Annotated in this window: 27 protein-coding genes; 12 read left to right on the forward strand and 15 right to left on the reverse strand. The window is 66.9% G+C overall.

The genetic code is table 11. The features are described from left to right. A partial coding sequence (locus VKQ35_RS12530) for a class II fumarate hydratase (protein WP_324362066.1) occupies positions 1–796 on the reverse strand: 796 nt, incomplete at its 3' end. A gap of 149 nt (positions 797–945) precedes the next feature. Between VKQ35_RS12530 and VKQ35_RS12535 the strand changes: the two genes are divergently transcribed. From VKQ35_RS12535 to VKQ35_RS12545, 3 genes are all read left to right on the forward strand, one after another. Next, positions 946–1,266 (forward strand): YbjQ family protein, encoded by a 321-nt coding sequence (locus tag VKQ35_RS12535; protein WP_324362068.1) that lies wholly within the window; start codon positions 946–948, stop codon positions 1,264–1,266. A gap of 64 nt (positions 1,267–1,330) precedes the next feature. Next, a complete protein-coding gene (locus VKQ35_RS12540) occupies positions 1,331–1,675 on the forward strand; it encodes a RusA family crossover junction endodeoxyribonuclease (RefSeq protein WP_414692340.1) in 345 nt (114 codons plus the stop codon). Then, the gene (locus VKQ35_RS12545; RefSeq protein WP_324362072.1) at positions 1,675–1,878 is read left to right on the forward strand and encodes a DUF2007 domain-containing protein; all 204 of its coding nucleotides are present in this window, start codon (positions 1,675–1,677) and stop codon (positions 1,876–1,878) included. Before VKQ35_RS12540 ends, VKQ35_RS12545 begins: the two co-directional genes overlap by 1 nt. Before the next feature lie 81 nt (positions 1,879–1,959). On the opposite strand, the gene VKQ35_RS12550 is transcribed toward VKQ35_RS12545, so the two are convergent. The 4 genes from VKQ35_RS12550 to VKQ35_RS12565 form a co-directional block, all read right to left on the reverse strand. After that, positions 1,960–2,247 (reverse strand): DUF1153 domain-containing protein, encoded by a 288-nt coding sequence (locus VKQ35_RS12550; protein WP_324362073.1) that lies wholly within the window; start codon positions 2,245–2,247, stop codon positions 1,960–1,962. Between the two features lie 164 nt (positions 2,248–2,411). After that, positions 2,412–3,782 carry a flagellar hook protein FlgE gene (locus tag VKQ35_RS12555; RefSeq protein ID WP_324362075.1) on the reverse strand — a complete coding sequence of 457 codons (1,371 nt, stop codon included), beginning with the start codon at positions 3,780–3,782 and terminating at the stop codon, positions 2,412–2,414. A 118-nt stretch (positions 3,783–3,900) separates the two neighbouring features. Continuing rightward, complete coding sequence (locus VKQ35_RS12560; protein WP_324362077.1) at positions 3,901–4,629, reverse strand: flagellar hook assembly protein FlgD; 729 nt, start codon at positions 4,627–4,629, stop codon at positions 3,901–3,903. 7 nt (positions 4,630–4,636) lie between these two features. Next, positions 4,637–6,193 (reverse strand): flagellar hook-length control protein FliK, encoded by a 1,557-nt coding sequence (locus VKQ35_RS12565; RefSeq protein ID WP_324362079.1) that lies wholly within the window; start codon positions 6,191–6,193, stop codon positions 4,637–4,639. Between the two features lie 423 nt (positions 6,194–6,616). Between VKQ35_RS12565 and flgK the strand changes: the two genes are divergently transcribed. From flgK to VKQ35_RS12590, 5 genes are all read left to right on the forward strand, one after another. Continuing rightward, positions 6,617–8,728 carry a flagellar hook-associated protein FlgK gene (flgK, locus tag VKQ35_RS12570; RefSeq protein WP_324362081.1) on the forward strand — a complete coding sequence of 704 codons (2,112 nt, stop codon included), beginning with the start codon at positions 6,617–6,619 and terminating at the stop codon, positions 8,726–8,728. 40 nt (positions 8,729–8,768) lie between these two features. Continuing rightward, the gene (locus VKQ35_RS12575) at positions 8,769–9,704 is read left to right on the forward strand and encodes a flagellin (RefSeq protein WP_324362083.1); all 936 of its coding nucleotides are present in this window, start codon (positions 8,769–8,771) and stop codon (positions 9,702–9,704) included. A 161-nt stretch (positions 9,705–9,865) separates the two neighbouring features. Continuing rightward, positions 9,866–11,050 carry a tRNA 2-thiouridine(34) synthase MnmA gene (gene mnmA, locus VKQ35_RS12580; protein WP_324362084.1) on the forward strand — a complete coding sequence of 395 codons (1,185 nt, stop codon included), beginning with the start codon at positions 9,866–9,868 and terminating at the stop codon, positions 11,048–11,050. Positions 11,051–11,088: 38 nt separating this feature from the next. After that, positions 11,089–11,280, forward strand: a complete 192-nt coding sequence (locus VKQ35_RS12585) for a hypothetical protein (RefSeq protein WP_324362086.1) — start codon at positions 11,089–11,091, stop codon at positions 11,278–11,280. Positions 11,281–11,319: 39 nt separating this feature from the next. Further along, a complete protein-coding gene (locus VKQ35_RS12590) occupies positions 11,320–12,516 on the forward strand; it encodes an acetyl-CoA C-acyltransferase (protein WP_324362088.1) in 1,197 nt (398 codons plus the stop codon). 234 nt (positions 12,517–12,750) lie between these two features. Here the strand turns inward: VKQ35_RS12590 and VKQ35_RS12595 are convergent, their stop codons facing one another. Beyond that, the gene (locus VKQ35_RS12595; RefSeq protein ID WP_324362090.1) at positions 12,751–13,491 is read right to left on the reverse strand and encodes a DUF3617 domain-containing protein; all 741 of its coding nucleotides are present in this window, start codon (positions 13,489–13,491) and stop codon (positions 12,751–12,753) included. A gap of 71 nt (positions 13,492–13,562) precedes the next feature. Here VKQ35_RS12595 and VKQ35_RS12600 point away from each other — a divergent pair, with 71 nt between their 5' ends. Further along, positions 13,563–13,841 carry a GNAT family N-acetyltransferase gene (locus tag VKQ35_RS12600; RefSeq protein ID WP_324362092.1) on the forward strand — a complete coding sequence of 93 codons (279 nt, stop codon included), beginning with the start codon at positions 13,563–13,565 and terminating at the stop codon, positions 13,839–13,841. Between the two features lie 367 nt (positions 13,842–14,208). Here VKQ35_RS12600 and VKQ35_RS12605 read toward each other — a convergent pair whose 3' ends face one another. After that, on the reverse strand, positions 14,209–14,529 hold the full coding sequence (locus tag VKQ35_RS12605; RefSeq protein WP_324362094.1) for a hypothetical protein: 321 nt from the start codon (positions 14,527–14,529) through the stop codon (positions 14,209–14,211). A 428-nt stretch (positions 14,530–14,957) separates the two neighbouring features. Between VKQ35_RS12605 and VKQ35_RS12615 the strand changes: the two genes are divergently transcribed. Continuing rightward, positions 14,958–15,245 carry a hypothetical protein gene (locus VKQ35_RS12615; protein ID WP_324362256.1) on the forward strand — a complete coding sequence of 96 codons (288 nt, stop codon included), beginning with the start codon at positions 14,958–14,960 and terminating at the stop codon, positions 15,243–15,245. 75 nt (positions 15,246–15,320) lie between these two features. On the opposite strand, the gene VKQ35_RS12620 is transcribed toward VKQ35_RS12615, so the two are convergent. From VKQ35_RS12620 to VKQ35_RS12650, 7 genes are all read right to left on the reverse strand, one after another. Next, the gene (locus tag VKQ35_RS12620) at positions 15,321–17,156 is read right to left on the reverse strand and encodes a ParA family protein (protein WP_324362095.1); all 1,836 of its coding nucleotides are present in this window, start codon (positions 17,154–17,156) and stop codon (positions 15,321–15,323) included. 6 nt (positions 17,157–17,162) lie between these two features. Then, positions 17,163–17,723 (reverse strand): type II TA system antitoxin MqsA family protein, encoded by a 561-nt coding sequence (locus VKQ35_RS12625; RefSeq protein WP_324362097.1) that lies wholly within the window; start codon positions 17,721–17,723, stop codon positions 17,163–17,165. Then, positions 17,690–18,067, reverse strand: a complete 378-nt coding sequence (locus VKQ35_RS12630; RefSeq protein ID WP_324362099.1) for a hypothetical protein — start codon at positions 18,065–18,067, stop codon at positions 17,690–17,692. The genes VKQ35_RS12625 and VKQ35_RS12630 overlap by 34 nt, the downstream gene beginning before the upstream one ends. A 139-nt stretch (positions 18,068–18,206) precedes the next feature. Further along, entirely contained in the window at positions 18,207–19,007 is an 801-nt protein-coding gene (locus tag VKQ35_RS12635) for a hypothetical protein (RefSeq protein ID WP_324362101.1), read from the reverse strand. A gap of 486 nt (positions 19,008–19,493) precedes the next feature. Beyond that, on the reverse strand, positions 19,494–21,746 hold the full coding sequence (gene uvrB, locus VKQ35_RS12640; protein WP_414692338.1) for an excinuclease ABC subunit UvrB: 2,253 nt from the start codon (positions 21,744–21,746) through the stop codon (positions 19,494–19,496). Positions 21,747–21,830: 84 nt separating this feature from the next. Further along, positions 21,831–23,003: a serine hydrolase domain-containing protein gene (locus VKQ35_RS12645; RefSeq protein WP_324362103.1), complete on the reverse strand. Its 1,173-nt coding sequence runs from the start codon at positions 23,001–23,003 to the stop codon at positions 21,831–21,833. A gap of 61 nt (positions 23,004–23,064) precedes the next feature. Beyond that, on the reverse strand, positions 23,065–24,003 hold the full coding sequence (locus VKQ35_RS12650) for an alpha/beta hydrolase (protein ID WP_324362105.1): 939 nt from the start codon (positions 24,001–24,003) through the stop codon (positions 23,065–23,067). Positions 24,004–24,126: 123 nt separating this feature from the next. On the opposite strand from VKQ35_RS12650, the gene VKQ35_RS12655 reads away from it, so the two are divergent. Both VKQ35_RS12655 and VKQ35_RS12660 read left to right on the forward strand, forming a co-directional pair. After that, positions 24,127–24,468: a PadR family transcriptional regulator gene (locus VKQ35_RS12655; protein WP_324362106.1), complete on the forward strand. Its 342-nt coding sequence runs from the start codon at positions 24,127–24,129 to the stop codon at positions 24,466–24,468. Further along, positions 24,468–25,430, forward strand: coding sequence for a hypothetical protein (locus tag VKQ35_RS12660; RefSeq protein ID WP_324362108.1), 963 nt, complete (start codon positions 24,468–24,470; stop codon positions 25,428–25,430). Before VKQ35_RS12655 ends, VKQ35_RS12660 begins: the two co-directional genes overlap by 1 nt. Positions 25,431–25,636: 206 nt before the next feature. Here VKQ35_RS12660 and VKQ35_RS12665 read toward each other — a convergent pair whose 3' ends face one another. After that, positions 25,637–25,837 carry a hypothetical protein gene (locus VKQ35_RS12665; RefSeq protein ID WP_324362110.1) on the reverse strand — a complete coding sequence of 67 codons (201 nt, stop codon included), beginning with the start codon at positions 25,835–25,837 and terminating at the stop codon, positions 25,637–25,639. Positions 25,838–26,152 lie beyond the last annotated feature (315 nt).

Consider the following 26,152-nt stretch of genomic DNA (forward strand, 5'->3'; position numbering starts at 1 on the left):
CGAACTTGTTGGGCGCGGTCACGAAGGGCAGGCGGGTGATGGCCGCGATCTTCTCGGCCACCTTCTCCGCGAAACCCACCGGCGCGTTCAGGCCGGTGCCGACGGCGGTGCCGCCCTGGGCCAGCTCGTAGAGGCCCCAGAGGCTGTCCTTGATCCGCCGGGTCGCCGCCGCGACCTGGGCGGAATAGCCGCCGAACTCCTGGCCCAGGGTCAGGGGCGTGGCGTCCTGGGTGTGGGTTCGCCCGATCTTGATGATGTGGGCGAAATCCTTCTCCTTGCGATGCAGGGCCGTGTGCAGGTGGGCCAGCGCCGGCATCAGGTCGTGCGCCACCTGCTCGGCGCAGGCGATGTGCATGGCCGTCGGATAGGTGTCGTTGGACGACTGGCTCATGTTGACGTGGTCGTTGGGGTGGACCGGGCTCTTAGAGCCCATCACCCCGCCCATCATCTCGATGGCCCGGTTCGAGATCACCTCGTTGGCGTTCATGTTCGACTGGGTGCCCGACCCAGTCTGCCAGACCACCAGCGGGAAGTGGTCGTCGAGCTTGCCGTCGATCACCTCCTGGGCGGCGGCGACGATCACCTCGCCGATCTTCGGGTCGAGCTTGCCGAGCGCCATGTTGGCCTCGGCGGCGGCGCGCTTGACGACGCCGAGCGCGCGGACCACCGGAATCGGCTGCTTCTCCCAGCCGATCTTGAAGTTCTGCAGCGACCGCTGTGTCTGGGCGCCCCAATAGCGGTCGGCGGCGACCTCGATGGGGCCGAAGGTGTCGGTCTCGGTGCGGGTGGCGGTCATCGCTTGGTCCCCCCAAGGGCGCTGGCTGCGGCGGCGAGCTCGCCGCTCCGGCGGGTCTAGCTCCGCAGAGGCGCCGCCGCAACGGCCCGTGGCGTGCGCCGGGCCGCGCCTATATATGGGTGAGGTCCAGCTTGGAGCCGCGAAAGACCATGCTCGTCGCCACCACCAATGAGATCCCGGGATACAAGACGACCAGCCATATCGGCCTGGTGCGCGGCGTCACGGTCCGCTCGCGCAGCGTCGTGGGCAATTTCGCCGGCGGCATCCAGTCGATCTTCGGTGGCAATCTGACGATCTACACCGAGCTGGCCGAGCATGCCCGTCAGGAGGCGCTGGACCTGATGGTCGACCATGCGCGCCGGGCCGGCGCTGACGCGGTGATCGGCATGCGCTACGACGCCAACGAGATCATGGAAGGCATCACCGAGGTCTTGGCCTATGGCACGGCGGTGAAGGTCGAGCGGGTCTAGAGGCGCCGTGGACGCCGACTGGACCCAGCACGGCAAGGTCCGCGTCCGCGAGGCGGACGGCGTCATGGAGCTGGTGGTCGACGGCCTGACCAGTCAGGCCAAGTACTACAAGCCACTGATCTACGAATTCTTCCGCAAGGCCTGGCGCGGCTCGCGCCCCGCCTGGGGAGAGTTCTCGGTTGAGATCCAGCTGGAATATGTCGGCGATCCGCCCTGGCTCGACCTCGACAACGTCGCCAAGGCGATCCTGGACGCCATCAAGGGCTACGCTTTCCACGACGACGCCCAGGTGGCGCGCCTCTTAGTCGAGCGGGCGGCGGGCGACCGGGAGAGGATCGCGGTCACAGTACGCAAGCTGCCGGGCGCGGCCATGGGCGCGCCGCTGACGCGGGTGGGCGAGGTCCGCTGATGATCGAGATCCTGAAGACCACCAATCCGGTGCGGCTGCACTTCCTCAAGGCCATGCTGGAGGAGGCCGACCTGCATCCGCTGTTGGTGGAGGCCTCGGCCTATCCCGGCGTACTGGCCAGCCGCCTTTTGGTGCCGGACGACGAGGAGGTCCTGGCCCGCCGCGTCATCGACGAGGCTGAGAAGGCCGCCGGCGGGGGATAGGCCAAAACGGCAACGGCCGCGCCCCTGTGGCGGGGGCGCGGCCGCGTCGTCGTTGAACCCAACCGGGGAAAGCTGCCGGGTTCAGCGGTACTGCTGAATACGCGTGGTCCGAAGACCCGCGAGGCCGTGGCGATCGATGGACCGTTGCCACGCGAGGAACTCTTCCGAGGTCAGCCGGTAACGCTCCAGCGCATCCTCGAGCGAGAGCAAGCCCCCGCGCACCGCGGCCACAACTTCGGCCTTGCGGCGAATCACCCACCGGCCGGTATCGGCCGGCGGCAAGTCCCTCAGCGTCAACGGCGCGCCCGTGGGGCCGATAACATACGACTCCCCGCGGCTATTCGTGCGCGTCTGCTGTTGCTGCAACATGGCTTTACGCCTTTCCCACCATCACTGTTGATGAGAACAATACGACACGGCTCCTAACAGCCGCTGAATCGTATTAGTGAATGAAGCTCTAACCATTGCTTTCCCCGTGTATTAATTCGGCACAGTGCGATTTTACACTCAGTTAATCTGAGTTAAGACTACCACTACCGAATGATGTTGATGAGTTCGTCGAGCATCGTGTCCGCCGTGGTGATGATCTTCGACGAGGCGGAGTAGGCCTTCTGGGTGGTGATCAGGCCGGTGAACTCCGTCGAGAGGTCGACCGTGGAGGCTTCCAGGCTGGAGGGCGAGATCTTGCCGGCTCCGCCGGTCCCTGGCGTTTTCAGGGTCATGGTGCCGGCCTTGATCGAGCCGCCGTAGGCGTTGCCGCTGAGGGGCGTCAGTCCATCGACGTTCGGGAAGGTGGCGATGGCCACCTGGGCGATCTTGCGGACCTGGCTGTTGTCGAACAGCGCGGAGACCACGCCGTCGGCCCCCACCGAGACGCCGACGATGTTGCCGGCGCTGGCGCCGTCGGCGCTCACCGAGTTCACTGTCGAGGCCGCGGCCAGCTGGGTCACCTTGCTGAGGTCGATGTTCAGGCTCTGGCCGGCGATGCCGAGGTTGGTGGCCCAGGCCGGGGCCGCGCCGCCGGATGCGGCCAGGGTCAGCGTCGGCGGCGCGCCGGCCGCCCCGAACAGCGTCGAGGTCGCCAGGTTGATCGAGCCATCGGTGTTGAAGTTCACCAGGCCGGCGGCGAGTTGGCCGCTGGGGCCGGCCGAGCTCACGTCCGTGGCCGGGACCGCGTAGATTTCCGCGTTCCACTGGTTGGGCGTCGCGGTCTTCTCGAAGGCCAGGGCGAACTTATGGGTGCCGCCGACGGAATCGATGACGCTGAACTCGATCGGGGCGGCGTCCGGCGCGGTGCCCGAGGCGCCGTTGCTGGACGCGTAGAGCGCCATCGACTTGGTGGCCGCGTTGTAGGTCGCCGCGCCGGCGCTGACCGCGGTGGTCTCGTCGAGGTTGGCGCTGACGCCGAGGCTCGTCGACGCCTGGACGGCGGCGCCCAGGTTCTTGACGTTGATCGAGCTGATCTTCGTAAGGTCCGACGGGTCGTAGTTGATGGTGCCGTTGGCCTGCACCGGCCAGCCCTGCAGGTAGAGACCCGCGTCGTTGACCAGGAAGCCGTTGGCGTCCGGCGTGAAGGTGCCCGCACGGGTGAACTCCGAGGCGGTTGCACCGGACGAGGTGCTGGCGACGAAGAAGCCGTCGCCGCTGATCGCCAGATCGGTGGGCGACGAGGCGTTCTGAATCAGGCCCTGAGTGCTGACCAGCTGCATGTTGCTGCCCTGCACGCCGCCGGCCGAGTAGTCGCCGGTCACCGCCTGCGAGGTGACCATGGTGGAGAAGTCCACCTGGTTGCGCTTGTAGGCGGTGGTGTTGACGTTGGCGATGTTGTCGGAAATCGCCGCCAGGGCGGAGGAGTTGGCCGCCAGGCCGGAGACCCCGGCCAGCAGTGCCGAATTGATGCTCATGGTTCTTGTCCGTTCTTTCCTAGGTTACCGCCTGCTGCGGGGTCGTTCGGCGCCTTGGTTAGGCCGGAGCGGGAGACGGCGTTTTGCCGTCCGGGTTCAAAGGGGTGGCGCGACTGGCTCATGAGCCGGTCGTCGCGCCTGTGGGTGTGGAAGCGGTCGTGGTGGGCTTGTTGACGCTGATCACGCTTGAGACCGGCACCGTGGAGCCGTTGACGATGATCGAGGCCGCGCCGTTGTTCTGGACGACGCCGGTGACCAGGCCCTCGACATAGCTCGTCGTGGCCAGCGAGGCGCCGGTGGAGTCGGTGGCCGTGACCTGCAGGGTGTAGGTCCCGCCGTTGGCCAGCTGGCTGCCGGCCAGGTTCTTGCCGTTCCAACTGAAGCTGTGGTCGCCGGCGCTCATGTCGGTAGGCGCCTGGGCGGCGACGACGTTGCCGGCGCTGTCCAGCACCTGGACCTTCAGATCCGCGGCGCCGGCCGGCAGGTTGTAGACCCACTGCGCCTGGCCGTTGGTCAGGTTGGCCGTGGTGCTGGTCGCCTTGACGTCGGTGCCGATCATCGCGACCGCGCCCGAGACGCCGCCGGAGGTGTTGCTGACCACCTGCTGCAGCAGGCTGTTGGTGTTGAGCTGCTGCTCGACGCCGGTCATCTGCACCAGCTGCTGGGTGAACTGGTTGGAATCCAGCGGCGCGGTGGGGTCCTGGTTCTTCAGCTGCGTGGTGAGCAGGGTCAGGAAGGTGTTGAAGTTGTCGGCCAGGCTGCCGAGGCCCTGCAGGGTCGCGCCGGGCGTGCCGGCGGTCGGCGTTCCCGTGGTCGGCGGGGTGGTCGTGGGGGCAGTGACGGTCATGACGTCCTCAGATTCGGATATCGACGCCCGACGCAGACGTGCGCCTGAGCGAGAGTTGCGAGACGGGCGGGGTGTCGGCCGTGGTGTCGAGCGCCGCCTGGAAGGCCCGGCCGCGGAACGCCGCGCCGGAGTCCTGTTGCTGGTTCTGCGCCTGACCGTTCTGGCCGCGGTCGGTGGACACGTCGAAGGACATGCCGCCGCTGACATCGAAGCCGGATTGGGCGAGCGCCTGTTGCAGCTCGACCGAGCGTGAGCGCAGCTCGGCGGCGGCCTGCGGGGTGTCGAAGGACATCGCCGCGCTCATCTTGCCGTCGGCGCCGATCTCCACGCGCACGTCGACCTTGCCGAGGCCCGCGGGATCGAGCTGCACGTCGAACTGGGTCGAGCGCGCGTCGAGCTTCTTGACGATCTGGGCGGCGAGGTTGGCCACGGTCTGCGGCGAGCCGCGCACCGCCGCGGCCGCGGCGGCGATGACGGTGGCCGGCGTCGTGGTGGAGGCGGTGGCCGGATCGCCCGGCGCTTGGCTGGGGGCGGGCTGATCGGCGCCGGCTTCGGCGTCGAGAGCGGCTTGGCCGTCCTTGTCCGCCGCGCCGGCCTTGCCGCCACCGCTCACGATGGGCGCAAGCGCATCGGCGTTCTTGCCGGCGGTGTTGGCGGAGAGCGCGGTGGTGTCGGCGGGACCGGCGGGGGCCTTGGGAGCGTCGGCGCGGGCGGCCTTGGGGGTCGACGCCTTACCGTCCACGGGCGTCGGGGTGGTCGCGGTCTTGGCGTTGGAAGCAAGCGTTGTGGCGGCGTTGGCGGCGAGCAACGCTGGCGCGACCGGGACGCCGGCTGCGGCCGGAGCGGCCGCCGCGGGGTCGGTTGGAGCCGGGATCGCCGGCGCAGTCTGCGTTTGCGCCTGCGTCTGGGTCTGCGTCTGCGCCGGCGTGGCGTCGGGTTTCTCGTTGGCGTTCACCGCCGCGCCGCTCGGGGCCAGGGCGGCGGCGGCCACCGCGGTCTTGGCTGTGGCGGTCTTGGCGGCGTCGCCGGCGTCGGCGGTCTGAACGAGCGGCGTAGCGACGGGCAGGGCGCGGACCTTGCCGCTGAGGACGCCGGTCGGGACCGTCGCCTGGTCAGTCGCCTCTTCGCCGCCCTCGGCGGTCTTGGGCGTGACCTGCGCGGGCGCCGTCGTGACGGCGGGGACCAGCAGGGCGACGGTGGCGTCGGGCGCGGTCGCAGCTCCGGTCGTCGCAGTCCCCGTCGTCGCGGCGGCGGCCTGACTGTCCGCGGCGCCGGCGGTCTTGGCCTTGGTCTTGCCGTCGTCGGGCGTCGCCGTCTTGATGGTCCCGGCCTTGATGGTTCCGGTCAGCAGCTTGCCGCCGGCGGTCACCTGGGCCGAGGCCGCGCCGCCGGTGGCGGCGTCTTCCGCCTGCGCCAGGGTGGCCAGCATGGCTTGAAAGATCGCGGGCAGGCCGCTCGCCTGAGCGCCATGCGCCGCGCCCGTACCCAAGCCCGCCGTCGGGCCCGCCGCGCCGGTGGCGCCGGGGACTGGGGTCGTGGCGGTGTTGATCGCGGCGGCGGACATGCGCTTGTGACGCTTTCGGATGGGGGATGAAGCGGACGCCTGCTGCGCCGGGTACATTCGGACAAGCTGGAGCAACCTTTGCGCCAACTCGTCAGGTCGTTGTTTTTGCACATTTAATCACCCCATCACCCCCGGCGCCTGGGGAGGGGTGAGAGCGGAAATTGCCGAGCCATTCGGCGCCGCATGGGGCGTTTCCTGCCGCCCGCCGGGTGGCCCGGTCAGGCCGTCCGGCGCGGGCCGTTCGCCGCCCATCTGCGAACTGGCGCCGGTCTTGCGGTTAACCACACGATCTCACCGGCTCCCAGAAGGGACCATGTTGAAAACAAATAAGATTTCCCGGCGCCTCATGTGGGCGTTCGTTGCAGCCTCGGCAGAATTCGCCGGGCGGCACGTCAGCCTTTGCCGGGCGGAGACCTAAACCCGATGTCCCTCAACGGCATCCTGCAGACCGCGACTTCAGGGCTGAGCGCTGCGCAAGCGGCCCTGAACGCGATCTCCGACAACATCGCCAACGTCAACACGCCTGGCTACACGCGCAAGACCGTCACCCAGCAGCAGCAGGTGGTCAACGGCGCCGGCGTGGGCGTCGATATCACCGGCGTCCAGCGGGTCACCAACCAGTACCTGCAGTCGGCCAGCATGACCGCCGGCTCCGACTCCAGCCGCTACTCGATCTATTCGCAGTTCCTCGACAACGTGCAGTCGCTGTTCGGCGACCCCACGACCAGCGACTACTTCTTCAACATGCCGGATAACATCTCGGCCAATTTCGCCAGCGCCGCCGACGACCCTTCGTCGAGCCTGCTACGCGGCCAGGCCCTGACCACGGTCGGCAACTTCCTGAGCGACGCCAACAGCATCAACACCCAGGTCAACGCGCTCTCGGGCGCCGTCGACAGCCAGGTGACCAATGACGTTTCCCAGATCAACACCCTGCTGCAGCAGATCGACAGCCTGAACAGCGACATCGCCCGCGCCAAGGTGAGCGGCGGCGATTCCACGGGCTCGGAGAACATCCAACAGCAGGATCTGAACACCCTCTCCGGCCTGATCAACATCAACGTCGCGCCGCGCGCGCAGGGTGGCGTCACGATCCGCTCCACCGAGGGCATCCAGCTGGTCGGCGACGGCGGCGCCTCGCAGATCGCCTACAATTCCTCGGCCACCACGCCGGGCTACCTGACGGCGACCACGCCGGGCGGCGTGCCCACGCCGCAGCCGATCACCATCAATTCCGGCGAGATCCGCGGCCTGCTCGACCTGCGCAACACCAAGCTGCCGGGCGTGTCGGATCAGTTGGGCGAGTTCGTCTCGCGCACCGCCCAGCAGCTGAACGCCGCCAGCAACGCGGCCACCGCCTCGCCGCCGCCGGCCTCGCTCACCGGCCGCAACACCGGCCTCGACTCGACCACCGCGGCCAGCAACTTCACCGGCGCCTCGACGGTGGCGATCACCGACGCCAACGGGGTGGTGCAGAAGACCGTCGCCATCGACTTCACCGCCGGCACCATGAGCGTCAACGGCGGGCCGGGCGTCGCCTTCACGCCGGCCAACTTCGTCACCAGCCTGAACACCGCGCTCGGCGCCTCCGGCACGGCGAGCTTCGCCAATGGCGCGCTGTCGATCTCGGCCGCCGGCGGCAACGGCGTCGCCATCGACGAGGGCACATCGCAGAAGGCCGGCCAGGGCTTCTCGCAGTTCTTCGGCCTCAACGACGTGGTCAGCGCCACCGGGCTTTCGACCTACGACACCGGGCTCACCCTGGGCGACGCCAACGGGTTCGCGCCCGGCTCGACCATCACCCTGCAGCTCTCGACGCCGGCGGGAAATCCGCTGCGCACCGTCACCGTGGCCGTGCCGCCAGCCGGCAACCCGACCGTCGGCGACCTGGTCAACGCGCTCAACAACAACGCCACCGGCGTCGGCCTCTACGGGGCTTTCAGCCTCGACGCCCAGGGGAACCTCACCTTCACCGGGACCGCGCCGCAGAACGCCCAGCTGAGCGTCGCGCAGGACACCACCGCGCGCGGCGTCGGCGGGCCCTCGATCAGCCAGCTGTTCGGGCTGGGCACCAGCGTGCGCTCGGCGCGCGCGGGGAACTACGAGGTCAACCCGACGCTTTCGGCTAATCCGACCCTGGTCCCGTTCGCGACGCTCAACCTTGGCGCGGCGGCGGGCACGCCCGCGGTCGCGCCGGGCGACGGGTCCGGGGCGCTGGCGCTCTCGCAGGCGACCCAGACGGCGACGCTACTCAAGGCGGCCGGCGACCTGGGCAACGTCAACATGTCGCTGAACGCCTACGCCGCCCAGTTCGGCGGCTCGCTTGGCCGCGACGCCGCGACGGCGTCGAGCCAGTCCGGGAGCGCCACCGCCGTCCAGACCGAGGCGAACGCCAAGCTGCAGTCCGTCCAGGGGGTCAATATCGACGAAGAGCTCGTCAATCTGACCACCTTCCAGCAGGCCTATTCGGCCAACGCCCGCATGATCCAAGCCACCAAGGACGTCTTCGACGCCCTGCTCGCCGTTGTGAACTAGCCGGGCGCCAAGCCCAGCCCGATCTTAAGAGGACCACACCATGGTCGACCGCGTATCCACCGCCGGACAATACTCCGCCATCCTGGCCAACCTGATGGCGGCCGAGAATGCGCAGACCAACGCCGAAAACCGCGTCTCATCGACCAAGAACGGCAACGACCTGAAGGCCTTCGCCCAGCAGGCCGAGACCCTGACGGCGATGAAGTCGGTCGACGCGCGGATCACCAACTATCAGGCCCAGAACAGCCAGATCGCCGCCAAGCTGACCCAGCAGGATCAGGGGCTGACGGCGGTCGCCGACTCCGCCACGGCGGTGCGCCAGGCGATCGCCGATGCGCTCGCCTCCAACAACGCCGACACCTTCATGCAGGAGGTGCAGAACCAGTTCCAGACCGCGGTCAGCGGGCTGAACACCCAGTTCGACGGCAAGTACCTGTTCGCCGGCGGCCAGATCAACACCCAGCCGGTCACCGCCCAGCAGATGACCGACCTCACCGCCGGCCCGCCGATCGCCAGCTTCTTCAAGAACGACAGCTACGCGGTGCAGGCCAAGCTGGACGATTCCACCACCGTCACCACCGGCCAGCTGGCCAGCAACCTGGGTACGCCGATGCTCACCGCCTTTCAGGCGATCCAGGCCTACAACGACGGCCCCAACGGCCCGCTCAACGGTCCGCTGACGGCCGCCCAGGCGACCTTCCTGACCACCGCCATGCAGAACTGGACCACCATCGGCACCAACCTGACCTCGTCCGCCGCCCAGAACGGCCTGGTGCAGCAGCAGGTGGAGACCGTGGGCAAGAACCTGGTCACCCAGCAGAACACGCTCACCAGCATGATCGGCAACATCACCGACGCCGACATGGCCAAGGCCGCCACCGACCTCGCCAACGCCCAGCTCTCGGTCCAGGCCTCGGCCAAGGTGCTGCAGTCCCTGCAGAGCGACAGCCTGCTGACCCTGCTGCCGGCCGGCTAGCCCTCCCTCCTCTTTAGGGGAGGGTGGCCGAGGCGAAGCCGAGGTCGGGTGGGGCAGTCGCGTTCAAGCGCCGATTCAGCGATCCGGCCCACACTTCCCCACCCGTCTCGCAATCGCTCGCCACCCTCCCCAAAACGGGGAGGGATGGCTATATGGGCCCCATGAACGCGCCCGTTCTCACCACCGCGAGCCTCAGCGACGGCCTCATCGCCGCCGCGCGCGAGGCCGTGCGCCTGCCCGCGGGAACACGGATCGTGGCGGCCATGTCCGGCGGGGTGGACTCGACGGTGACCGCGGCCCTGCTGGCCAAGGCGGGCTACGACGTGATCGGCGTGACGCTGCAGCTCTACGACCATGGCGCGGCGATCCAGAAGAAGGGCGCCTGCTGCGCCGGCCAGGATATCCACGACGCGCGCACCGCCGCCGAGGGCCTGGGCATCCCGCACTACGTCCTCGACTACGAGAGCCGCTTCCGCGACCAAGTGATGGAGGATTTCGCCGACGCCTATCTGCGCGGCGAGACCCCGATCCCCTGCGTGCGCTGCAATCAGACGGTGAAGTTCCGCGACCTCTTGGACGTCGCCCGCGACCTGGGCGCGGACGCCATGGCGACCGGCCACTACGTCCGCCGCGACGTGGGCGCCGCAGGGCCAGAGCTCCACAGAGCCGCGGATTCCAACCGCGATCAGAGCTACTTCCTGTTCGCCACCACGGCCGAACAGCTCGACTACCTGCGCTTTCCGCTGGGCGGCCTGCCCAAGCCCGCCGTGCGCGCCGCCGCAGCCGAGCTGGGTCTGGCCGTGGCCGACAAGCCCGACAGCCAGGACATCTGCTTCGTCCCCGAAGGCCGCTACACCACGGTCATCGACCGCCTGCGTCCGCAAGGCGCGCTGCCGGGCGACATCGTCCACATGGACGGCCGGGTGCTCGGCCAGCACGAGGGCGTCACCCGCTACACCATCGGCCAGCGCCGGGGCCTGAACGTCGCGGTGGGCGACCCGCTGTTCGTGGTCCGCATTGACGCCGACACCCGCCAGGTGATCGTCGGCCCCCGCGAGGCCCTGCTGACCCACAGCCTGACGCTCAAGGAAGTAAACTGGATCGGCGACGGTCCGGCCTTCGCGGCCGCCTGCGAAACTGGCCGCCCGGTGCTGGCCCGCGTCCGCTCCACCCGCGAGCCGGCGTTGGGCCGCCTGGCGCTGATCGACGGCGCGCCGGCCGTGGTCTTCGACACCCCGGAGGAAGGCGTCGCGCCGGGCCAGGCCTGCGCGCTCTACGCCCCGGAAGCCGAAACCAGGGTTCTGGGCGGCGGCTTCATTGCGTCGACCGTGCGGGCGAACCTCTAGGCTGCCTCGCGGGTTTGGCTCCGCAAAGGAGACCTCCCATGGCCAGCACGAAGAAGTGGATCGCCGGCGCGACCAGGAAGAAGGGCAAGCTGCACGAGGCCCTGCACGTGCCGAAGGACGAGAAGATCCCCGCCGCCAAGCTGCACGCCGCGGCCAAGAAGGGCGGCAAGGTCGGCAAGGAGGCGCGGCTGGCCGAGACGCTCAAGGGGCTCAACCACAAACACCACTAGCGCTGGAGAAGGGGCGGGCGGATCGCTATATCCCGCCCCATGACCAGCACCTCCGCCTCCGACCCCGTCGTCATCGCCTCCTACGCCCGCACCCCCATGGGCGGCTTCCAGGGCGTGTTCGCGCCGGTGAAAGCCACCGAGCTTGGCTCAGCCGCCGTGCGCGCCGCCGTCGAGCGCTCGGGCGCGTCGGGGGACGCGGTGGAGCAGATCGTCATGGGCTGTGTGCTGCCGGCGGGCCTGGGCCAGGCGCCGGCGCGGCAGGCCGCCATCGGGGCCGGCCTGCCGAAATCGGTCGAGGCCACCACGGTCAACAAGATGTGCGGCTCGGGCATGCAGGCCGCGATCATGGCGCACGACGCGCTCGCCGCCGGAACCGCCGAGATCATCGTCGCGGGCGGCATGGAGAGCATGACCAACGCCCCCTACCTGCTGAAGAACCACCGCGCCGGCGCCCGCATCGGCCACGACACCGCCTACGACAGCATGTACCTGGACGGGCTGGAGGACGCCTATGAGCCCGGCCGGCTGATGGGCTCCTTCGCCGAGGAGACCGCCAAGCAGTACCAGTTCACCCGCGAGGCCATGGACGAGTTCGCCATCCGCTCGCTCAACAACGCCAAGGCGGCCACGCAGAGCGGCGCCTTCACCCGCGAGATCGTCCCCTTCGAGGTGGTCACCCGCAAGGGCGCGGTGCTGATCGTCGACGACGAGCAGCCGGCCAAGGCCGATCCGGCCAAGATCCCGACGCTGAAGCCCGCCTTCGCCAAGGACGGCGCGATCACCGCGGCCAACGCCAGCTCGATCAGCGACGGCGCCGCAGCCCTGGTGATGACCCGCGAGAGCGTCGCCAAACGGTTGGGCATGACCATCGTCGCCCGCGTCGCCGCCCATGCCGCCCACGCCCATGAGCCGGGCCTCTTCACCACCGCGCCGGTTCCGGCCATCCAGAAGTGCCTGAAGCGCGCCGGCTGGAGCGTCGCCGACGTCGACCTGTTCGAGGTCAACGAGGCCTTCGCCGTGGTCGCCATGATCGCCGAGCGCGACCTCGGCATCGACCGCGCCAAGCTGAACGTCAACGGCGGCGCCTGCGCGCTCGGCCACCCGATCGGCGCCTCAGGCGCGCGCATCCTGGCCACCCTGCTCTCCGCCCTCGAAGCCCGCGGCGGCAAAAAGGGCGTCGCCAGCCTCTGCATCGGCGGCGGCGAAGCCACCGCCATGGCGGTTGAGCTGGTCTAGGCGCCGGGGTGGCCTGACCTCAGCTATTCGGCCACGGAAAGAGCATAGGCAAAGCAGAACCACGGCCGGACACAGACGCACACGGACGCGTCCTGCCGCTTGAAAGGCCGAAGGCTATCTGCCGATGAGCTCTGCCTAGGATCAGAAGGCGAGCCGAGCTCGCTAGGGCAAGGCGCGTCCGTGTGCGTCTGTGTGCGTCCGTGGTTGAATCCTCTTTCCGGGCTCTCTCCGAACCTACTGCCCGCTCTGCTTCCGCATCGCTTCCGCCTGGGCGCGGAGTTTGGCGATGTCGGCCTTGTCCACGTGGCCGCTCATGGCTTCGGCGCGGATCTTGGCCATGTCGGCGCCGCCGGGGCCGCCGACCATGGTGGGCGTCCCGCCGGCCATGTTGATGGTCATGCCGTTCCCCATCCGCATGTCGCCGGGCTTCATGTCGGCCGGGCAGGGGCCTTTCCAGGTCCCCTCGATGCTCATCTTGTGCACGCCGTTCGCCTGGGCCATCGGCGAGCCCGCCGTCGTCGAGGTGACGTTGACCGTGTAGTGCGAGCCGAAATCGCCGGTCGCCTGGCCGTCGGAGGTGACCGTGCCGCTCTCGCCCATGGCGCAGACCGCGTGGAAGTCCCAGCCGCCGCCCAGATGCTGGGTGATCCGTTCCTCGCTGCAGTTCGGCTTGCCTTCCGCCGACCGGCCGGCCTGGCTGCCCCAGAGCTTCATCTTCTGGTCGAAGGCGGCGTCCAGGCACATGCTGATCGTCTGGCGGATACCCTTGTCGCCGCCCGCCTTGTCGCTTCGGTCGGAGATGAGCGTCTGCTCCCACAGCCCCGCCTTGCGCGACGGCAGGCCCATCGGCCCGGAGGACGCAGGCGCCGTGGCGTTGGCCGGGGCCGCGGTCCCGGTCGCGGCGGTGTCGGTCTTTTTGCTGCAGGCGGCGAGCGCCAGCACCGCCATGCCCGAGACCAGAACCATGCGCTTCATCTTGAACCCTCCCATCCCATGCCCAGTTGTTCTACGAGGCTAGGCGCGATCCGGCCGCAGGAGAACAGGTTATGTCAGAGCCCAAGATGGAGCTACGCGACACCGGCCGCCGCTACGAGCTGGACGAGCAGGGCCAGACCTCCTGGGCCGACTACCGCAAGGCCGGCGACCGCATCTTCATCGACCACGTCGAGGCGCCGGAGGCGCTCCGCGGCGCCGGCGCGGCCGGCCGCCTGATGGCGGCGCTCAGCGCCGACATCCGCGCGAAGGGCCTGAAGGTCACCCCGATCTGCGGCTACGCGGCGGCCTGGCTGCGGCGGAGCAAGGAGTTCGGCGACCTGGCGCGGTAGGCGCCCGTCACAAAAACGCCGGGAGCTGACGGCGCGTCGCCCCTTCGGGCGGCGAGATAGCGCAATGGCATGGGGTAGCGAATGTCCCCACCTGCGCGTTCACCGTGTCAAAGACCAGAGTTCTCGTTCTGTTCACGGTAGCCTGCGTGGAGCCGGAAGTCGAGGAATTTCGCAGGTCCGGCTGTGAGGGCGGCCGCCTGGACGGATGGATGGCGGGACGCGTCGCGATGAGAGCACGCGCCTATTGCGCTCATCCCGGCGAAAGCCGGGACCCAAGCCGACTCTGTGCTTGTCAGCTCCGCGTCGCGAAATCACCCACTCCGCTTGGGTCCCGGCTTTCACCGGGATGAGCGGTAGGTGATTGGGCTCAGGCCCGCGCGGTGATCGCTTCCAGGGTCTGCACCCGGGCCTCGGCGTCTTCGGCGAAGCGGCGGGCGAGGTCGCGCACCCCGGCCGGGTAGGCGTCGCCGCCCTCGGCGATCTCGACCGCCATGCGCTCGGCGTCGGCGATCGCGGCGGTCAGGGCGTGGATGTGGTCCTTGGCCAGCTGCTTGGCCTCGGCCTGCAGCCGGCGCACGCGTTCGGCGACGGTTTCGGGCTTGGCGGTTTCGAGTTTGCCAATTTCAAGTTTGGGAGCGGCCACGGCCTGCAGGTCGTTGTCGGCCACTACGCTCAGAGACGGGCTCATACGGTAGCACCTCAAAAGAACATCCCAGGTTCCTCGAGGTCCCGCGGATCCCCATGACCCGCGAAGGGCCTCGGCCCTGTGATGTCTCGGTTACGTACAGATTACGTCACAGGTTCCCTGACCGCTGCATGAACGGCGCCGCTTGTGGGCGCGGTGGGGTGTGGGGGACACAGTGGGCGGTTAACGCGGGCGAGGGTCGGGCGTAGGGTTCCTGTCCGATGGAATTTGCAAACCGCTCCGTCATCCCGGCCGGAGGCCCGCGTTTGCGGGCTGTAGAGCCGGGACCCAGGGGCGACCGCACAGCCTGAACCCCTGGGTCCCGGCTCTCCGCTGGCGCTGCGGCCGGGATGACGGGTTTTATGGGCTTGAATTCGCCAGCAAGACTGGCGGCGCCAACCGAGTTTGGCGCCTAGGCGAAGGAGGGACCGATGCTGGCCGCAATGCTCGCGGGCGCGATCCTGGCGGCGGCCGAGCCGGCCGCGACGCCGCCCAGCGCCGCGCCGCCCGCCACGGCCAAGGCCCCGACCGCCAAGGTCTCCGACCCCAACGCGCTGGTGTGCCATTCCGAGCAACTGCCCGGCAGCCGGCTGTCTACCCGCGTCTGCATGACCCAGGCCGAAGCCGAACGCCGCCGCCAGATGGACCGCCAGGGCCTGAACGCCGCCCAGGCCCAGTCCGGCAAACCCGCCGACGCGATGATGATGACGCCGCACTAGGGGAGAGGCAGCCGTGAGAATCAAGGAATCAGAGCGCTTCCAGATCAACTCATTCAACATCCCGAAATCTGAACTCTAGCGCGTTATTCTTCGAGCCTTGAGAACCGGAGGTTGAATTCTTCCCTTCTCCGCTTGGAGTTCCATTGCATTCAAATCAGCCAAAAATGCTTGATGAGTAGCGTAGAGATACCGCCAGCAACTAAATGGCCTACCCGAGGATTCCATCGCGTCTCTCGCAGCTTGAATAAATTCAAATCCCTTTTCGGTGTTTCCAGAAACGAAATTCGCCATGGCGAGGCATTGATTGTAGTTGGGATCGTTCACTCGGCTCGGCGAGGCGGCCCGCGCGATCAAATCAAAAATTTCTACGGGTGGTTCTCCGTTGTCACCCCACGAGGCCATCGCAAAATTGAACTGATCAACAACATCTACCCCACCTCTGACGATGTCCTTAAAGCTTACTCCGATTACGCTGAGAGCTTTCTTGAATTCGCCGTAAGAAATCAAAGCCAGAGATAAGCTTACTCTCGCCGAAGTTCTAACGAAACGAGTAGTGGTTTTATCTACAATTATCTCTTCTGCGAGATCTATAGCTCTGGACAAGCCCTTCTTGCTAGATAGAAGCAGGTCGATAATCGAGTTTTTGGATGCGCTGTCGAGATTCCGCACCGCCGGCGAGTCCTCCACCGCCGACACCCAGTCTTTGCTAACCGAACGAAGGGTCTCCGCAGCATGAAGCACGTCGATTGAACTTGCGCCGCTTCGACTGATCACTTCTTGAAGATCGCGGACGCCTTCTTCGCGACGCCCTATCTGCAGGAGTATCGCGCCCCTCCGGCGGAGGCACTCCTCGACCATGACTCCGCCTTCGATCGCAATCGAAAGCGCATCTAGCTCCCCCTCCATATCGCCCAAGATCGAGAAAATACGAGAGAGCTCATATGCGATCTCGGCATCCTTCAGGTGGAATTGACGAACCGCAGACGTGACGCTCGCGAATTCGCCAAGGCGCCACGGCGTGGCTCGAAAATCTGGATTTCGCAGTTCCTTGAGCACGCGCCTAATGTTGATGAGTGCGCCATCTCGGTCATCGAGATTTGATGCCAGTACCGCGGATCCTAGCTCCCTATATTCATGAGATAATTTTGCGTTTGGCCGGTAACTGACGAAAGGCTTTTGGACGAGCAAATCCAAACTCGGATAGTGATGGATTATTGTAGCTGGTGCGTTGAATTTTAAGCGGCGACTCGCGTCCTCTAGAAGCAGTTTGAGAATGCCTTTCTCGTCATCCAGATCGGGCACGTTCGATGGACAAAACAGAAGAGAAATGTCTTTGCCGCCTGTTCGGCTCCGCTCTGAGCGTATCCCCTCCACGACCTCTTCCAGGCCGGAAATATTTTGTTCATTGGGAACAAACATAACAACGACAAGATCGGGAAGCTGCCTCGTGCAGATTCCGCCTACGTCAGTGTGGCCGGTTCGGCTGTCAATCAAAACATAATCGAAATCTAGAGCGCGCCATTGCTCTTTGAGATCTTCCATCAAAAGGAAGCCGTTGTGATTTTGGTATAGATCAGCCCAATCGATGGCCTGGAGGCGCATTCCATAAGACTCTGTTGCGCTGCCCGCTGGCATGACCCAGAGCGCTGCTTCATCCAGGTCACATTGGGCGATGTATTCTGAGACGTCTGGGGCCGAATTTGTGTCTTTAAATTTCGCGATGAAATCTACGACGCCCGGGGTTCCTTGTGCACATCCCAACGACGCGTATGTGGGTAAGCTCGGCGCTTCAAGATCAAAGTCGACGACCAGAACCCGGCGGCCTTTTGAGGCCAAAAAGACGGCGGTGTTGAGCAGCGCCATCGTCCGACCGACGCCACCTTTGAAAGAATAAAATGACGTGATGAACATCGTCTTCTATTTTTCGTGCTCAAGCCTGAGTTCGAATAGCCTGGCCCTTTGACGTACTCCCTCGGTGAGAGGCGTCCTAAATTGCGGGGTTGCTTGCGACGGCGAGACGCTATGCCCGAGCAATATTTTGTAGGCCTCAGGGTTTTGCAAAAGCCTAATATATTGGTCGAGCGCGGGGTTTTGAATTTGTCCGCCGGTCTCCCATCTCTTGATTGAGGCGACACCGATCTTCGTAAAATTCGCCCAAGCGTCTTGGCTGTAGCCCAAATATTCGCGGATTGTACGAAGCTCGGCGGGATTCAATCTGCCGAGGTGCGCGCAAACCGCATCATGCCGCGCGATTTCGGCGTCACCCTCGGTGAACTGTTCGCCGCACTCGTCGCAAGACCACATGACTACCCGCGCCTTAAGGATCGCGGCGTCTTCTCCCTCGCCGTACTGGAATTCTTGGTCCACAAGCGAGGCTGACGCCGTCCCTTCGCCGCAAATATCGCAACGCTTGCTGCTGATTGGCTGGTTGTTAGGCGGCGAATTTAGCATTCTGTTTTCTGTGTAGGTTCCGTCCATACGGTGTATTCGCTGTAATGGAAGCTTCGCCCAAGCACTCGACCACTTAACAATTGTAGCTTGACGTAGATGGGCGTTGTGTTGGCGCTTGCAAGCAACATCACGTAGCCGATCTTCCCCGGGGGGTTGTCGAGCGCAATGGTCGCGATCTCGCAGCCGGCGTCGATGGCGTCGGCGACGTAGGTCCAGGCGGAATCGTCAGTGAATGGGAAGCTAGTGCCGGGCTGAGTGATGCCCAGCGGCGACCACTTGCACGGCATTTTTTGGGTAGAGATAGAACCGCGCGTTCCCCTAGAGCGCGCCAGCAGAGCGAGCTGCTGGCGGATATCTTTTGATACGGCCAAGCCCGCCGCCCCTATGCCAGGAGGTTATCATTGTGCCTCTCCAAAATCCGTGATGGCATCATATGATACCAGACATCATAAAGGCAATAGAGAAAAGTCGGTTCCCGTCTATCTGCGGTATCAAATGAGCCGTTGTCCGCTACCCCGCCATCTTCCCGATCCACGTCGCCACCGCCTCCCACGCCGCTGAGTGCCCCACCTGCACCACGGTCACCTGCTGGATCAGCAGGATGGCGCCGCCGATCAGGTAGACGGGGTGCGGGCGGCCGCGGGTGCGCCAGTCGTAGGTCATGGCGATCAGGAGGATGATGTCGCCGACCAGGGCGGGCGCGATGGCGACCTGCACCGGCGGGGCCGGGACCACGCCGGCCGGGAGCGGCGGGGCGTTGGGGTCGGGCGGCGGGGCCAGGAAGGTCAGGAACCAGCGGGCGATGGGCGCGGCCAGCATGGCGACGGTGATCAGCAGGATCAGCCGCTTGTGGATCTCCGGCCGCTTGATGTTGGCGATGGCGGCGACGAACGCCGGCACGACCAGGAAGAGCGTGCCCATGGTCACCCAGGAGAAGGCCTTGGTCCCCTCTGTGATGGCGGCCGGCACGCCCGGCTGCGACACCTGGCGCACCCGCATGCTGACCACCGCGGTGACGATGAACACCATGGCGGTGATGATCGAGACCCCGACCACGCCCCAGGCGCGGTGCGCGAGCAGGTTGCCGCGCGAGACCAGGGAGGCCTGGACGACGAAGAAGGCGACCCAGGAGAACATCACCAGGCCGTGGATGTGGACGATCGGCGGCGCGTCGAACTTGCTCTGCGCCAGCGGCAGGAAATAGGTCGGCATGAAGCCCAGCACCGCTACGGCCAGGCAGGTCCAGGCGATCATCATGTAGAATTTGCGCGGGCTGATCCCTGCGCGGGCGCCCATGGTCGCTTCGGCCATCCTGCGTTCCCCCCGGTTGCAAACAGCGTGCGGGGAGGATGACTCAGATTGCGCGGGCTGAATACCCGCGTTCGCCAGCGCGGCGGCGAGAATCCTGGACATTCGTCCAGCCGCACCTTACCCTGAACAAAACGCGAACTCAAGATCTTTGACAGGTTGAATTGTAGGGGACTGGGACCCCGAGACTCCGCGCCAGCGGAGGCTCAGTCAGTTCGAACCACCAAGATCGCCAAGAACACCAAGGGGACACGAAGGCCTCAAAGACCACGAAGATCACGAAGAGGTCGGCGAAGGTTACGGCGCCGGGACAGGCTGGGCGTCTTCGTGGTCTTCGCGCCCTTGGTGGTCTTGGTGTTCAAAAGACTGAGCCTCCGCTGCCGCGGAGCCTCGGGGAAGAGTTCGTTCTTGCGGTTCGTGGAACGGCCTACACGCGCGCGCGGAACACTGCGACGGACCCAACTTTGGCCGTCCTGAGTTGTGGTGGGCTTAGCGCCGCTTCCCCAGCCGGGCCTTGCGGAAGCGCTCGTCGGCTTCCGCCTTGGCTTCGGCCTTGAGGCGCTTGACCGCGCCCCGGTCCACGTCCTCGCCCTGGGCGGTGAGGATGTCGTTGGCGAACTCCAGGTCGAGCATCTTCAGCCGCTTGATCTCGTCGCGCAGGCGGGCGGCCTCCTCGAACTCCAGGTTGGACGCGGCGGCGCGCATGCGGCCCTCCAGGTCGCGCAGGGTGGCCTTGAAGTTGTCGCCCAGGAACGGCTTGGAGCCGTCCTCGGCGACGCCCACCGGCACGGTGACGCGGTCCTTCTCGTAGGGGCTCGCCAGGATGTCCTTGATGCTGCTCTTGATGCTGGCCGGCGTGATGCCGTGGGCGGCGTTGTACTCTTCCTGCTTCTCGCGGCGGCGCTTGGTCTCGGCCATGGCGCGTTCCATCGAGCCGGTGATGCTGTCGGCGTAGAGGATCACCCGGCCGTCGACGTTGCGCGCCGCGCGGCCGATGGTCTGGATCAGGCTGGTCTCCGAGCGCAGGAAGCCTTCCTTGTCGGCGTCCAGGATGGCGACCAGGCCGCACTCGGGGATGTCGAGGCCCTCGCGCAGCAGGTTGATGCCGACCAATGCGTCGAAGGCGCCGAGCCTAAGGTCCCGGATGATCTCGATGCGCTCCAGGGTGTCGACGTCGGAGTGCATGTAGCGGACCCGCAGGCCCTGCTCGTGCATGTACTCGGTGAGGTCCTCGGCCATCTTCTTGGTGAGCACGGTGATCAGCGAGCGGTAGCCCTGGGCGGCGACCTGGCGGACCTGGTCGATGACGTCGTCGACCTGGGAAAAGCCGTCCTTGGAGACCGGCTTGATCTCCACCGGCGGGTCGATGAGGCCGGTCGGGCGGATCACCTGCTCGGTGAAGACGCCTCCGGTGCGGTCCATCTCCCAGGGGCCGGGCGTCGCCGAGACGTGCACCGTGTCCGGCCGCATGGCGTCCCACTCCTCGAACTTGAGCGGGCGGTTGTCGATCGCCGACGGCAGGCGGAAGCCGTATTCGGCGAGGGTGAACTTGCGGCGGTAGTCGCCCCGGTACATGCCGCCGATCTGCGGCACCGTCTGGTGGCTCTCGTCGACGAACAAGAGCGCGTTTTCCGGGATGTATTCGAAGAAGGTCGGCGGCGGCTCGCCCGGCCGGCGGCCGGTGAGGTAGCGGCTGTAGTTCTCGATGCCGGCGCAGGACCCGGTGGCCTGGATCATCTCCATGTCGAAGGTGGTGCGCTGTTCCAGCCGCTGGGCTTCCAGCAGCTTGCCCTCGGCGACCATCCAGTCGAGGCGCTCCTTGAGCTCCTCCTTGATCCGGCCGATGGCCTGGTTGAGCGTCGGCCTGGGCGTCACATAGTGGGAGTTGGCGTAGATCTTCACGCCCTTGAGGTCGGCGGTCTTCTTGCCGGTGAGCGGGTCGAACTCGGTGATCGTCTCGATCTCGTCGCCGAACAGGCTGATGCGCCAGGCGCGGTCGTCGTAGTGGGCCGGGAAGATCTCGATGGTGTCGCCGCGGCGGCGGAAGGTGCCGCGCTCGAAGGCCTGGTCGTTGCGCTTGTACTGCTGGGCGACCAGGTCGCTCATCAGCTGCTTCTCGTCGAGCTTCTGGCCGGGCTCCAGCGTGAAGGTCATGGCCGTGTAGGTCTCGACCGAGCCGATGCCGTAGATGCAGGAGACGGACGCCACCACGATCACGTCGTCGCGCTCCAGGATCGCCCGGGTCGCCGAGTGGCGCATGCGGTCGATCTGCTCGTTCCGCGAGGAGTCCTTCTCGATGAACGTGTCGGTCCGCGGCACATAGGCCTCGGGCTGGTAGTAGTCGTAGTAGGAGACGAAGAACTCGACCGCGTTCTCCGGGAAGAAGCTCTTGAATTCGCTGTAGAGCTGGGCGGCCAGGGTCTTGTTGGGGGCCAGGATCAGGGCCGGACGCTGGGTCTGCTCGATGATCTTGGCCATGGTGAAGGTCTTGCCCGAGCCGGTGACGCCCAGCAGCACCTGGTCGTGCTCGCGCGCGTTGACGCCCGCCACGAGTTCCGGGATCGCGCTCAGCTGGTCGCCGGCCGGCTCATAGTCGCTGACCAGCTTGAAGAGCTTGCCGCCTTCCGACTTGGCGGGCCGCGACGGCCGGTGCGGCTTCCACAGCATCGGCATGGTCTGCTCGTCGTAGTCGAACGAGCCCGACATGTCGGCGACGCCGGGAGTCGTGGGGGCCTGGGACATGGTCCCAAGGTAGGTTTTCTACCCGCGCGACGCCACCCTCCGCGACGCTCTGGCGCGCGGTTGCTGACATGAGGTTGGCAGCAGTCAGAGGGCGCGGGCGGCCTTGCGGATCGCCGCTTCCAGCTCGCCGGGCGCGGTGGCCAACGCCTTGGGCGCGAACGGGCCGCCGTCGGTGTTCATGACCGTGGCGATGGTGATCTGCTCGTCGGTCAGGGTCTCCAGGTGCGAGGCGAAGCCCTGGATGCCGCCGTTGTGGGAGACGCTGGGCTTGCCGTCGCGCGGATCGAGGCCGATCCCGAAGCCGTAGTAGACGGGCGCGCGCTTGCCGGGCGGCCCGCCCATCGGCAGGTTTCCGTCGTTGAGCCGCACCGGCGTCAGCATGGCCTTCAGGCTGTCGGCCTGCAGCACCTTGCCGCCCAGCAGCGCCCCATGCCAGGCGCAGAGGTCCTCGCACGTCGAGCGCAGGTTGCCCGCGGCGCCCGGCCAGCTCATGCCGATGAACGAGGCGTTGTCGAAACCGCTCGCGCCCACCCGCGCGCTGGAATAGCCGGACGCGCGGTTCGGCACGACGCGGGCGGCGTTGTCGACGGCGGTGTGGGTGAGGCCGTTGGGCGTGAGCAGCCGTTGCTGGAAGACGTCGGCGTAGCTCTGGCTGCTGACCGCCTCGATCACCGCGCCCAGCAGGACGAAGGCGGTGTTGGAGTAGCGCCAGTCGGTGCCGGGCTCATAGGCCAGCGTCGGGCTGGCCTCTGCCATCGCCTTGACCAGCTCCGAGGCTGACCGGTCGGTGCGGGTCATCTGCAGGAACTGCAGGGGATTGATCTGGGTGTAGTTGCCCAGGCCTGAGGTGTGGCTGAGCATCCGCCGGATGCGCAGCTTCGAGGCGTTGGGGAAGTCGGGCAGGTAGACGCCCAGGCTGTCGTCCAGGCTGAGCTTGCCGTCCTGGGCCAGCAGCAGGATCGCGCTGGCGGTGAACTGCTTGGTGATCGAGCCGATGCGGCAGACGCTGGCCGGCGTCATCGGCGTGGCGGTTTCCAGATTGGCCGCGCCGAAGCCCTTGGAGAACACCACCGCGCCCTTCCTGCGCACGCAGACCTGCAGGCCCGGCGTCAGCTTGCCGGCGATCATCGCCTGGGCCTTGGCGTCCACGTCCGCCCAGGGGGAGGCCGCCCTGGCGACCTTCGCCGGCTTGGCGAGGGCGGGCGCGGCGGCCAGCGCCAGCATTCCGGCCAGCGAGGCCCGTCGGTTCAGGTCCATGTCGCGCCCCTGTGATTTACGGATGTGATTTTCACCACAGCCCGCGGCGCCGCGCAATGGCTCAGCGCCGCGCGTCCAGCCAGTCCTTCACGGTCCGGTTCACCAAGGCCTCGGCGTCGTGCTGCACGAAATGGCCGGCGGTGGGGATCATCAGGATGGTGGTGTCGGCGGTGACGTGGTCCCAGGTGCCGTTGTGGCCGGCGGCGTTGAGCGCGGTGTCCTTCATGCCGTGGATCACCAGCACCGGCACGGTCACCGGCGGGGTCGCGGGCGGCGGGGCGGCGGTCTCGCCGACGCCCTTGGGATAGTTGGCGCGGTAATAGTTCATCATCGCCCCGAAGTCCGAGCGCTTGAACGCCTCGATGTAGCCGGGCTTCTCCTTGGGGTCCTGCACCCAGCGGGCCAGGCCCTCGGCGGTCAGGTTCTTCTCCGAGCCTTCCTTCTGGAAGTTGCGGGCGTAGTTGGAGCCGGCCTGCTGGGCCTTGTTGACAGCCATCTCGCGGGCCAGCCCGGCCGGGTGCGGCACGGCCATGATCACCAGCTTGCTGACCAGCTCGGGCTTGGCGAAGGTGGTGTTCCAGGCGATCGACGCGCCCCAGTCGTGGCCGATCAGGATGGTCGACGTCTGGCCCTCGGCGCCGATCACGGCGGCCACGTCGCCGACCAGGTTCGGCATGGCGTAGGCGGCCTCGCCCTGCGGCTTGTCGGAGAGGTTGTAGCCGCGGTTGTCCATGGCCACGGCGCGATAGCCGTCGGCCGCCAGCGTCGCCATCAAGGGCTTCCAGGTCGCCCAGTAGTCGGGGTAGCCGTGGACCATCACCACCAGCGGCCCATGACCCTCGGCGACGTAGTGGATCTTGACCCCGTTGTTGGTCGCGTAGTGGTCCTCGAGCTTCAGGGCCGCGGCATGCACGGGCTTCTTGGCCGGAGCCGCCTGCGCCGCGAGCGGCGCGAGCGCCGCGGCGGCCGTCACGGCGGCGGCGATAAGCAATCCACGCATCTTAGAAATCCCTCCCGTTTCGGCGACCGTAGCACCGCTTACGACGTAAACCAAAGCCGTCGTTGGCGGCGACGCCATGCTATGTGCTGGACAGTATGTGTCACACAGTATATGACGCACAGCATGCCGACGGAAACCGAGCTGTTCGAAGCCCTGCGACTGGAGCTGCGCCGCGGATCGCTGATCCTGGCGGTGCTGGGCCACCTGCGCCGCGAGCACTACGGCTACACGCTGCGCAAGGCGCTGGCCGAGGCCGGCGTCGAGATCGACGAAGGCGCGCTCTATCCGATGCTGCGGCGTCTGGAGACCCAGGGGCTGCTGACCAGCGAATGGCGCGAGGAGGAGAAGCGCAACAAGCGCTTCTACCGCCTGTCGCCCGAGGGGCGCGCCGTGCTCGCCCGCCTGGTCGAGGAGTGGGCGCAGCTCAACGCCTCGATCTCCGACATTCTCAAGGGGGGATCGTGATGGATCTCATCGAACGCTACCTGGCCGCGGTCGGCCGCAACCTGCCGTCCAAACAGGCCCCGGACATCAAGGCCGAGCTGCGCGACCTGCTGCTGTCGCGTGTCGAGGAGCAGGAGGCCGAGCGCGGCCGCCCGCTGGACCGCGCCGAGTTCGAGGCCCTGCTGATCGGGTTCGGCCATCCGCTGGAAGTCGCCGCCCGCTACCGCAAGGCGCAGCACCTGATCGGGCCGGAGGTCTATCCGTTCTGGTGGGCGGCGGTGAAGGTCATGCTGTCGATCGTCGCCGGCGTCTATCTGGTGCTGGTCGCCATCGGGGCGCTGACCGGCAAGACGCCGGCCGAGTTCAACCGCAGCGTCCCCTCGATCTGGTATGTGGGCGTCTATCTGTTCGGGATGATCACGCTCGCCTTCATGGGCTTCGAGCGGTTCGGCAAGACCGCCTTCCTGCAGAAGTGGAAGCCCCGCAACCTGCCGCCGGCGATCAAGCAGCGTTCGCGCTTCGAGGTCGCCGCCGAGATCGCCGCGGACGTGGTGTTCGTCCTGTGGTGGAGCGGCTTCATCCACTTCCGCGACTGGGTTCCGTCCTATCCCGGTGGGCTGAGCATCCAGATGGCGCCGGTCTGGACGGCCTGGCACTGGCCGATCCTGGGCTACTATGTGCTGGAGGCGGCGGCGAACCTGATCGTGCTGGCCCGGCCCGGCTGGATCACCGCCAACGCCGCGCTCCTGGCCGGCCGCTACCTGATCGGCATCGGCATCCTGGCCGGGATCCTGCGCGCCGGCCATTGGCTGGTGGTCAGCTCCCAGACCATTCCGCCGCACGCCATGGCGATCCTGCAGGCCAACTGCGACCTGGGGATGCGCGTCGGCATCGGGCTGACGATCGTCGGAATGGCCGTGCGGGTCTTGATCGAGGGCCGTCGCTGGCGGCAGTGGCATGACGCCGGGCTGCAGGCGGCCTAGGAGCCGGGCCCTAAAGTCCGCGCCCTAGAGCCCGTGAGGGGCATTGGCCAGCACCAGCACACTGACCGCCAGCGCGGCGAGCGCGATCAGAATATGGCGCACGTGAGTACGCGCTCCCGTTCCCGTCAGGAGTCCATACGTATGTGGCCAAGCTTCGGACGCCAGTCCTTGGCTGAGCAAAACGCGCGGCGTCGGCTGTCGAAGCGTCAGCTGTGCGGCTTGTCGGCGTCTTCCTGCACGTGGCCGGCCACCGCGCCCGCCGCGCCGCCGACCGCCGCGCCCACCGGACCGCCGACGACCGCGCCGGCGACCGCGCCGGCCCCAGCCTTCTCTTCGGTGGTGCTGCTGCAGGCGCCGAGGCCGACGAGGGCGCCGGCGAGAACGAGCAGGCTGAGCGTCTTGCGCATGGTTGTCTCTCCAATCGAGCGTTGATCGGCGAAGCAAACGGGACGGCGGCGCCTGTGGTTCCGGCCGCGATTCGCGGCGCGGCCGCAAAGCCTGAGATGGCCCGTGTTTTGCGGCTTTGAACTTCGCCGGCTCAGAAGGGAACAACTCAAGGTTAAGGCGCTCGGCGTCTTCGATTTCATGTTGCGGCGCAATATAGACTTGCCAACCGGACGGAATTTGTTCATACCTCCTTCACCATTTGCCGTCGCCTGCCCCCACCGAGTCCCGGGCAGGCCCAGCCAGCGGTCACTGCCAGCACGAGCAGGGGCGATCGC

Source organism: Phenylobacterium sp., from assembly GCF_035309685.1.
Classification (GTDB): Bacteria; Pseudomonadota; Alphaproteobacteria; order Caulobacterales; family Caulobacteraceae; genus Phenylobacterium.

What these genes read in the sequence shown, in the direction of transcription:
- VKQ35_RS12535 (WP_324362068.1), top strand. Translation starts at nt 946, where the DNA reads ATGCTCGTCGCCACCACCAATGAGATCCCGGGATACAAGACGACCAGC.
- VKQ35_RS12540 (WP_414692340.1), top strand. Translation starts at nt 1,331, where the DNA reads ATGGAGCTGGTGGTCGACGGCCTGACCAGTCAGGCCAAGTACTACAAG.
- VKQ35_RS12545 (WP_324362072.1), top strand. Translation starts at nt 1,675, where the DNA reads ATGATCGAGATCCTGAAGACCACCAATCCGGTGCGGCTGCACTTCCTC.
- VKQ35_RS12550 (WP_324362073.1), bottom strand. Translation starts at nt 2,247, where the DNA reads ATGTTGCAGCAACAGCAGACGCGCACGAATAGCCGCGGGGAGTCGTAT.
- VKQ35_RS12555 (WP_324362075.1), bottom strand. Translation starts at nt 3,782, where the DNA reads ATGAGCATCAATTCGGCACTGCTGGCCGGGGTCTCCGGCCTGGCGGCC.
- VKQ35_RS12560 (WP_324362077.1), bottom strand. Translation starts at nt 4,629, where the DNA reads ATGACCGTCACTGCCCCCACGACCACCCCGCCGACCACGGGAACGCCG.
- VKQ35_RS12565 (WP_324362079.1), bottom strand. Translation starts at nt 6,193, where the DNA reads ATGTCCGCCGCCGCGATCAACACCGCCACGACCCCAGTCCCCGGCGCC.
- flgK (WP_324362081.1), top strand. Translation starts at nt 6,617, where the DNA reads ATGTCCCTCAACGGCATCCTGCAGACCGCGACTTCAGGGCTGAGCGCT.
- VKQ35_RS12575 (WP_324362083.1), top strand. Translation starts at nt 8,769, where the DNA reads ATGGTCGACCGCGTATCCACCGCCGGACAATACTCCGCCATCCTGGCC.
- mnmA (WP_324362084.1), top strand. Translation starts at nt 9,866, where the DNA reads ATGAACGCGCCCGTTCTCACCACCGCGAGCCTCAGCGACGGCCTCATC.
- VKQ35_RS12585 (WP_324362086.1), top strand. Translation starts at nt 11,089, where the DNA reads ATGGCCAGCACGAAGAAGTGGATCGCCGGCGCGACCAGGAAGAAGGGC.
- VKQ35_RS12590 (WP_324362088.1), top strand. Translation starts at nt 11,320, where the DNA reads ATGACCAGCACCTCCGCCTCCGACCCCGTCGTCATCGCCTCCTACGCC.
- VKQ35_RS12595 (WP_324362090.1), bottom strand. Translation starts at nt 13,491, where the DNA reads ATGAAGCGCATGGTTCTGGTCTCGGGCATGGCGGTGCTGGCGCTCGCC.
- VKQ35_RS12600 (WP_324362092.1), top strand. Translation starts at nt 13,563, where the DNA reads ATGTCAGAGCCCAAGATGGAGCTACGCGACACCGGCCGCCGCTACGAG.
- VKQ35_RS12605 (WP_324362094.1), bottom strand. Translation starts at nt 14,529, where the DNA reads ATGAGCCCGTCTCTGAGCGTAGTGGCCGACAACGACCTGCAGGCCGTG.
- VKQ35_RS12615 (WP_324362256.1), top strand. Translation starts at nt 14,958, where the DNA reads ATGCTGGCCGCAATGCTCGCGGGCGCGATCCTGGCGGCGGCCGAGCCG.
- VKQ35_RS12620 (WP_324362095.1), bottom strand. Translation starts at nt 17,156, where the DNA reads ATGTTCATCACGTCATTTTATTCTTTCAAAGGTGGCGTCGGTCGGACG.
- VKQ35_RS12625 (WP_324362097.1), bottom strand. Translation starts at nt 17,723, where the DNA reads ATGGACGGAACCTACACAGAAAACAGAATGCTAAATTCGCCGCCTAAC.
- VKQ35_RS12635 (WP_324362101.1), bottom strand. Translation starts at nt 19,007, where the DNA reads ATGGCCGAAGCGACCATGGGCGCCCGCGCAGGGATCAGCCCGCGCAAA.
- uvrB (WP_414692338.1), bottom strand. Translation starts at nt 21,746, where the DNA reads ATGTCCCAGGCCCCCACGACTCCCGGCGTCGCCGACATGTCGGGCTCG.
- VKQ35_RS12645 (WP_324362103.1), bottom strand. Translation starts at nt 23,003, where the DNA reads ATGGACCTGAACCGACGGGCCTCGCTGGCCGGAATGCTGGCGCTGGCC.
- VKQ35_RS12650 (WP_324362105.1), bottom strand. Translation starts at nt 24,003, where the DNA reads ATGCGTGGATTGCTTATCGCCGCCGCCGTGACGGCCGCCGCGGCGCTC.
- VKQ35_RS12655 (WP_324362106.1), top strand. Translation starts at nt 24,127, where the DNA reads ATGCCGACGGAAACCGAGCTGTTCGAAGCCCTGCGACTGGAGCTGCGC.
- VKQ35_RS12660 (WP_324362108.1), top strand. Translation starts at nt 24,468, where the DNA reads ATGGATCTCATCGAACGCTACCTGGCCGCGGTCGGCCGCAACCTGCCG.
- VKQ35_RS12665 (WP_324362110.1), bottom strand. Translation starts at nt 25,837, where the DNA reads ATGCGCAAGACGCTCAGCCTGCTCGTTCTCGCCGGCGCCCTCGTCGGC.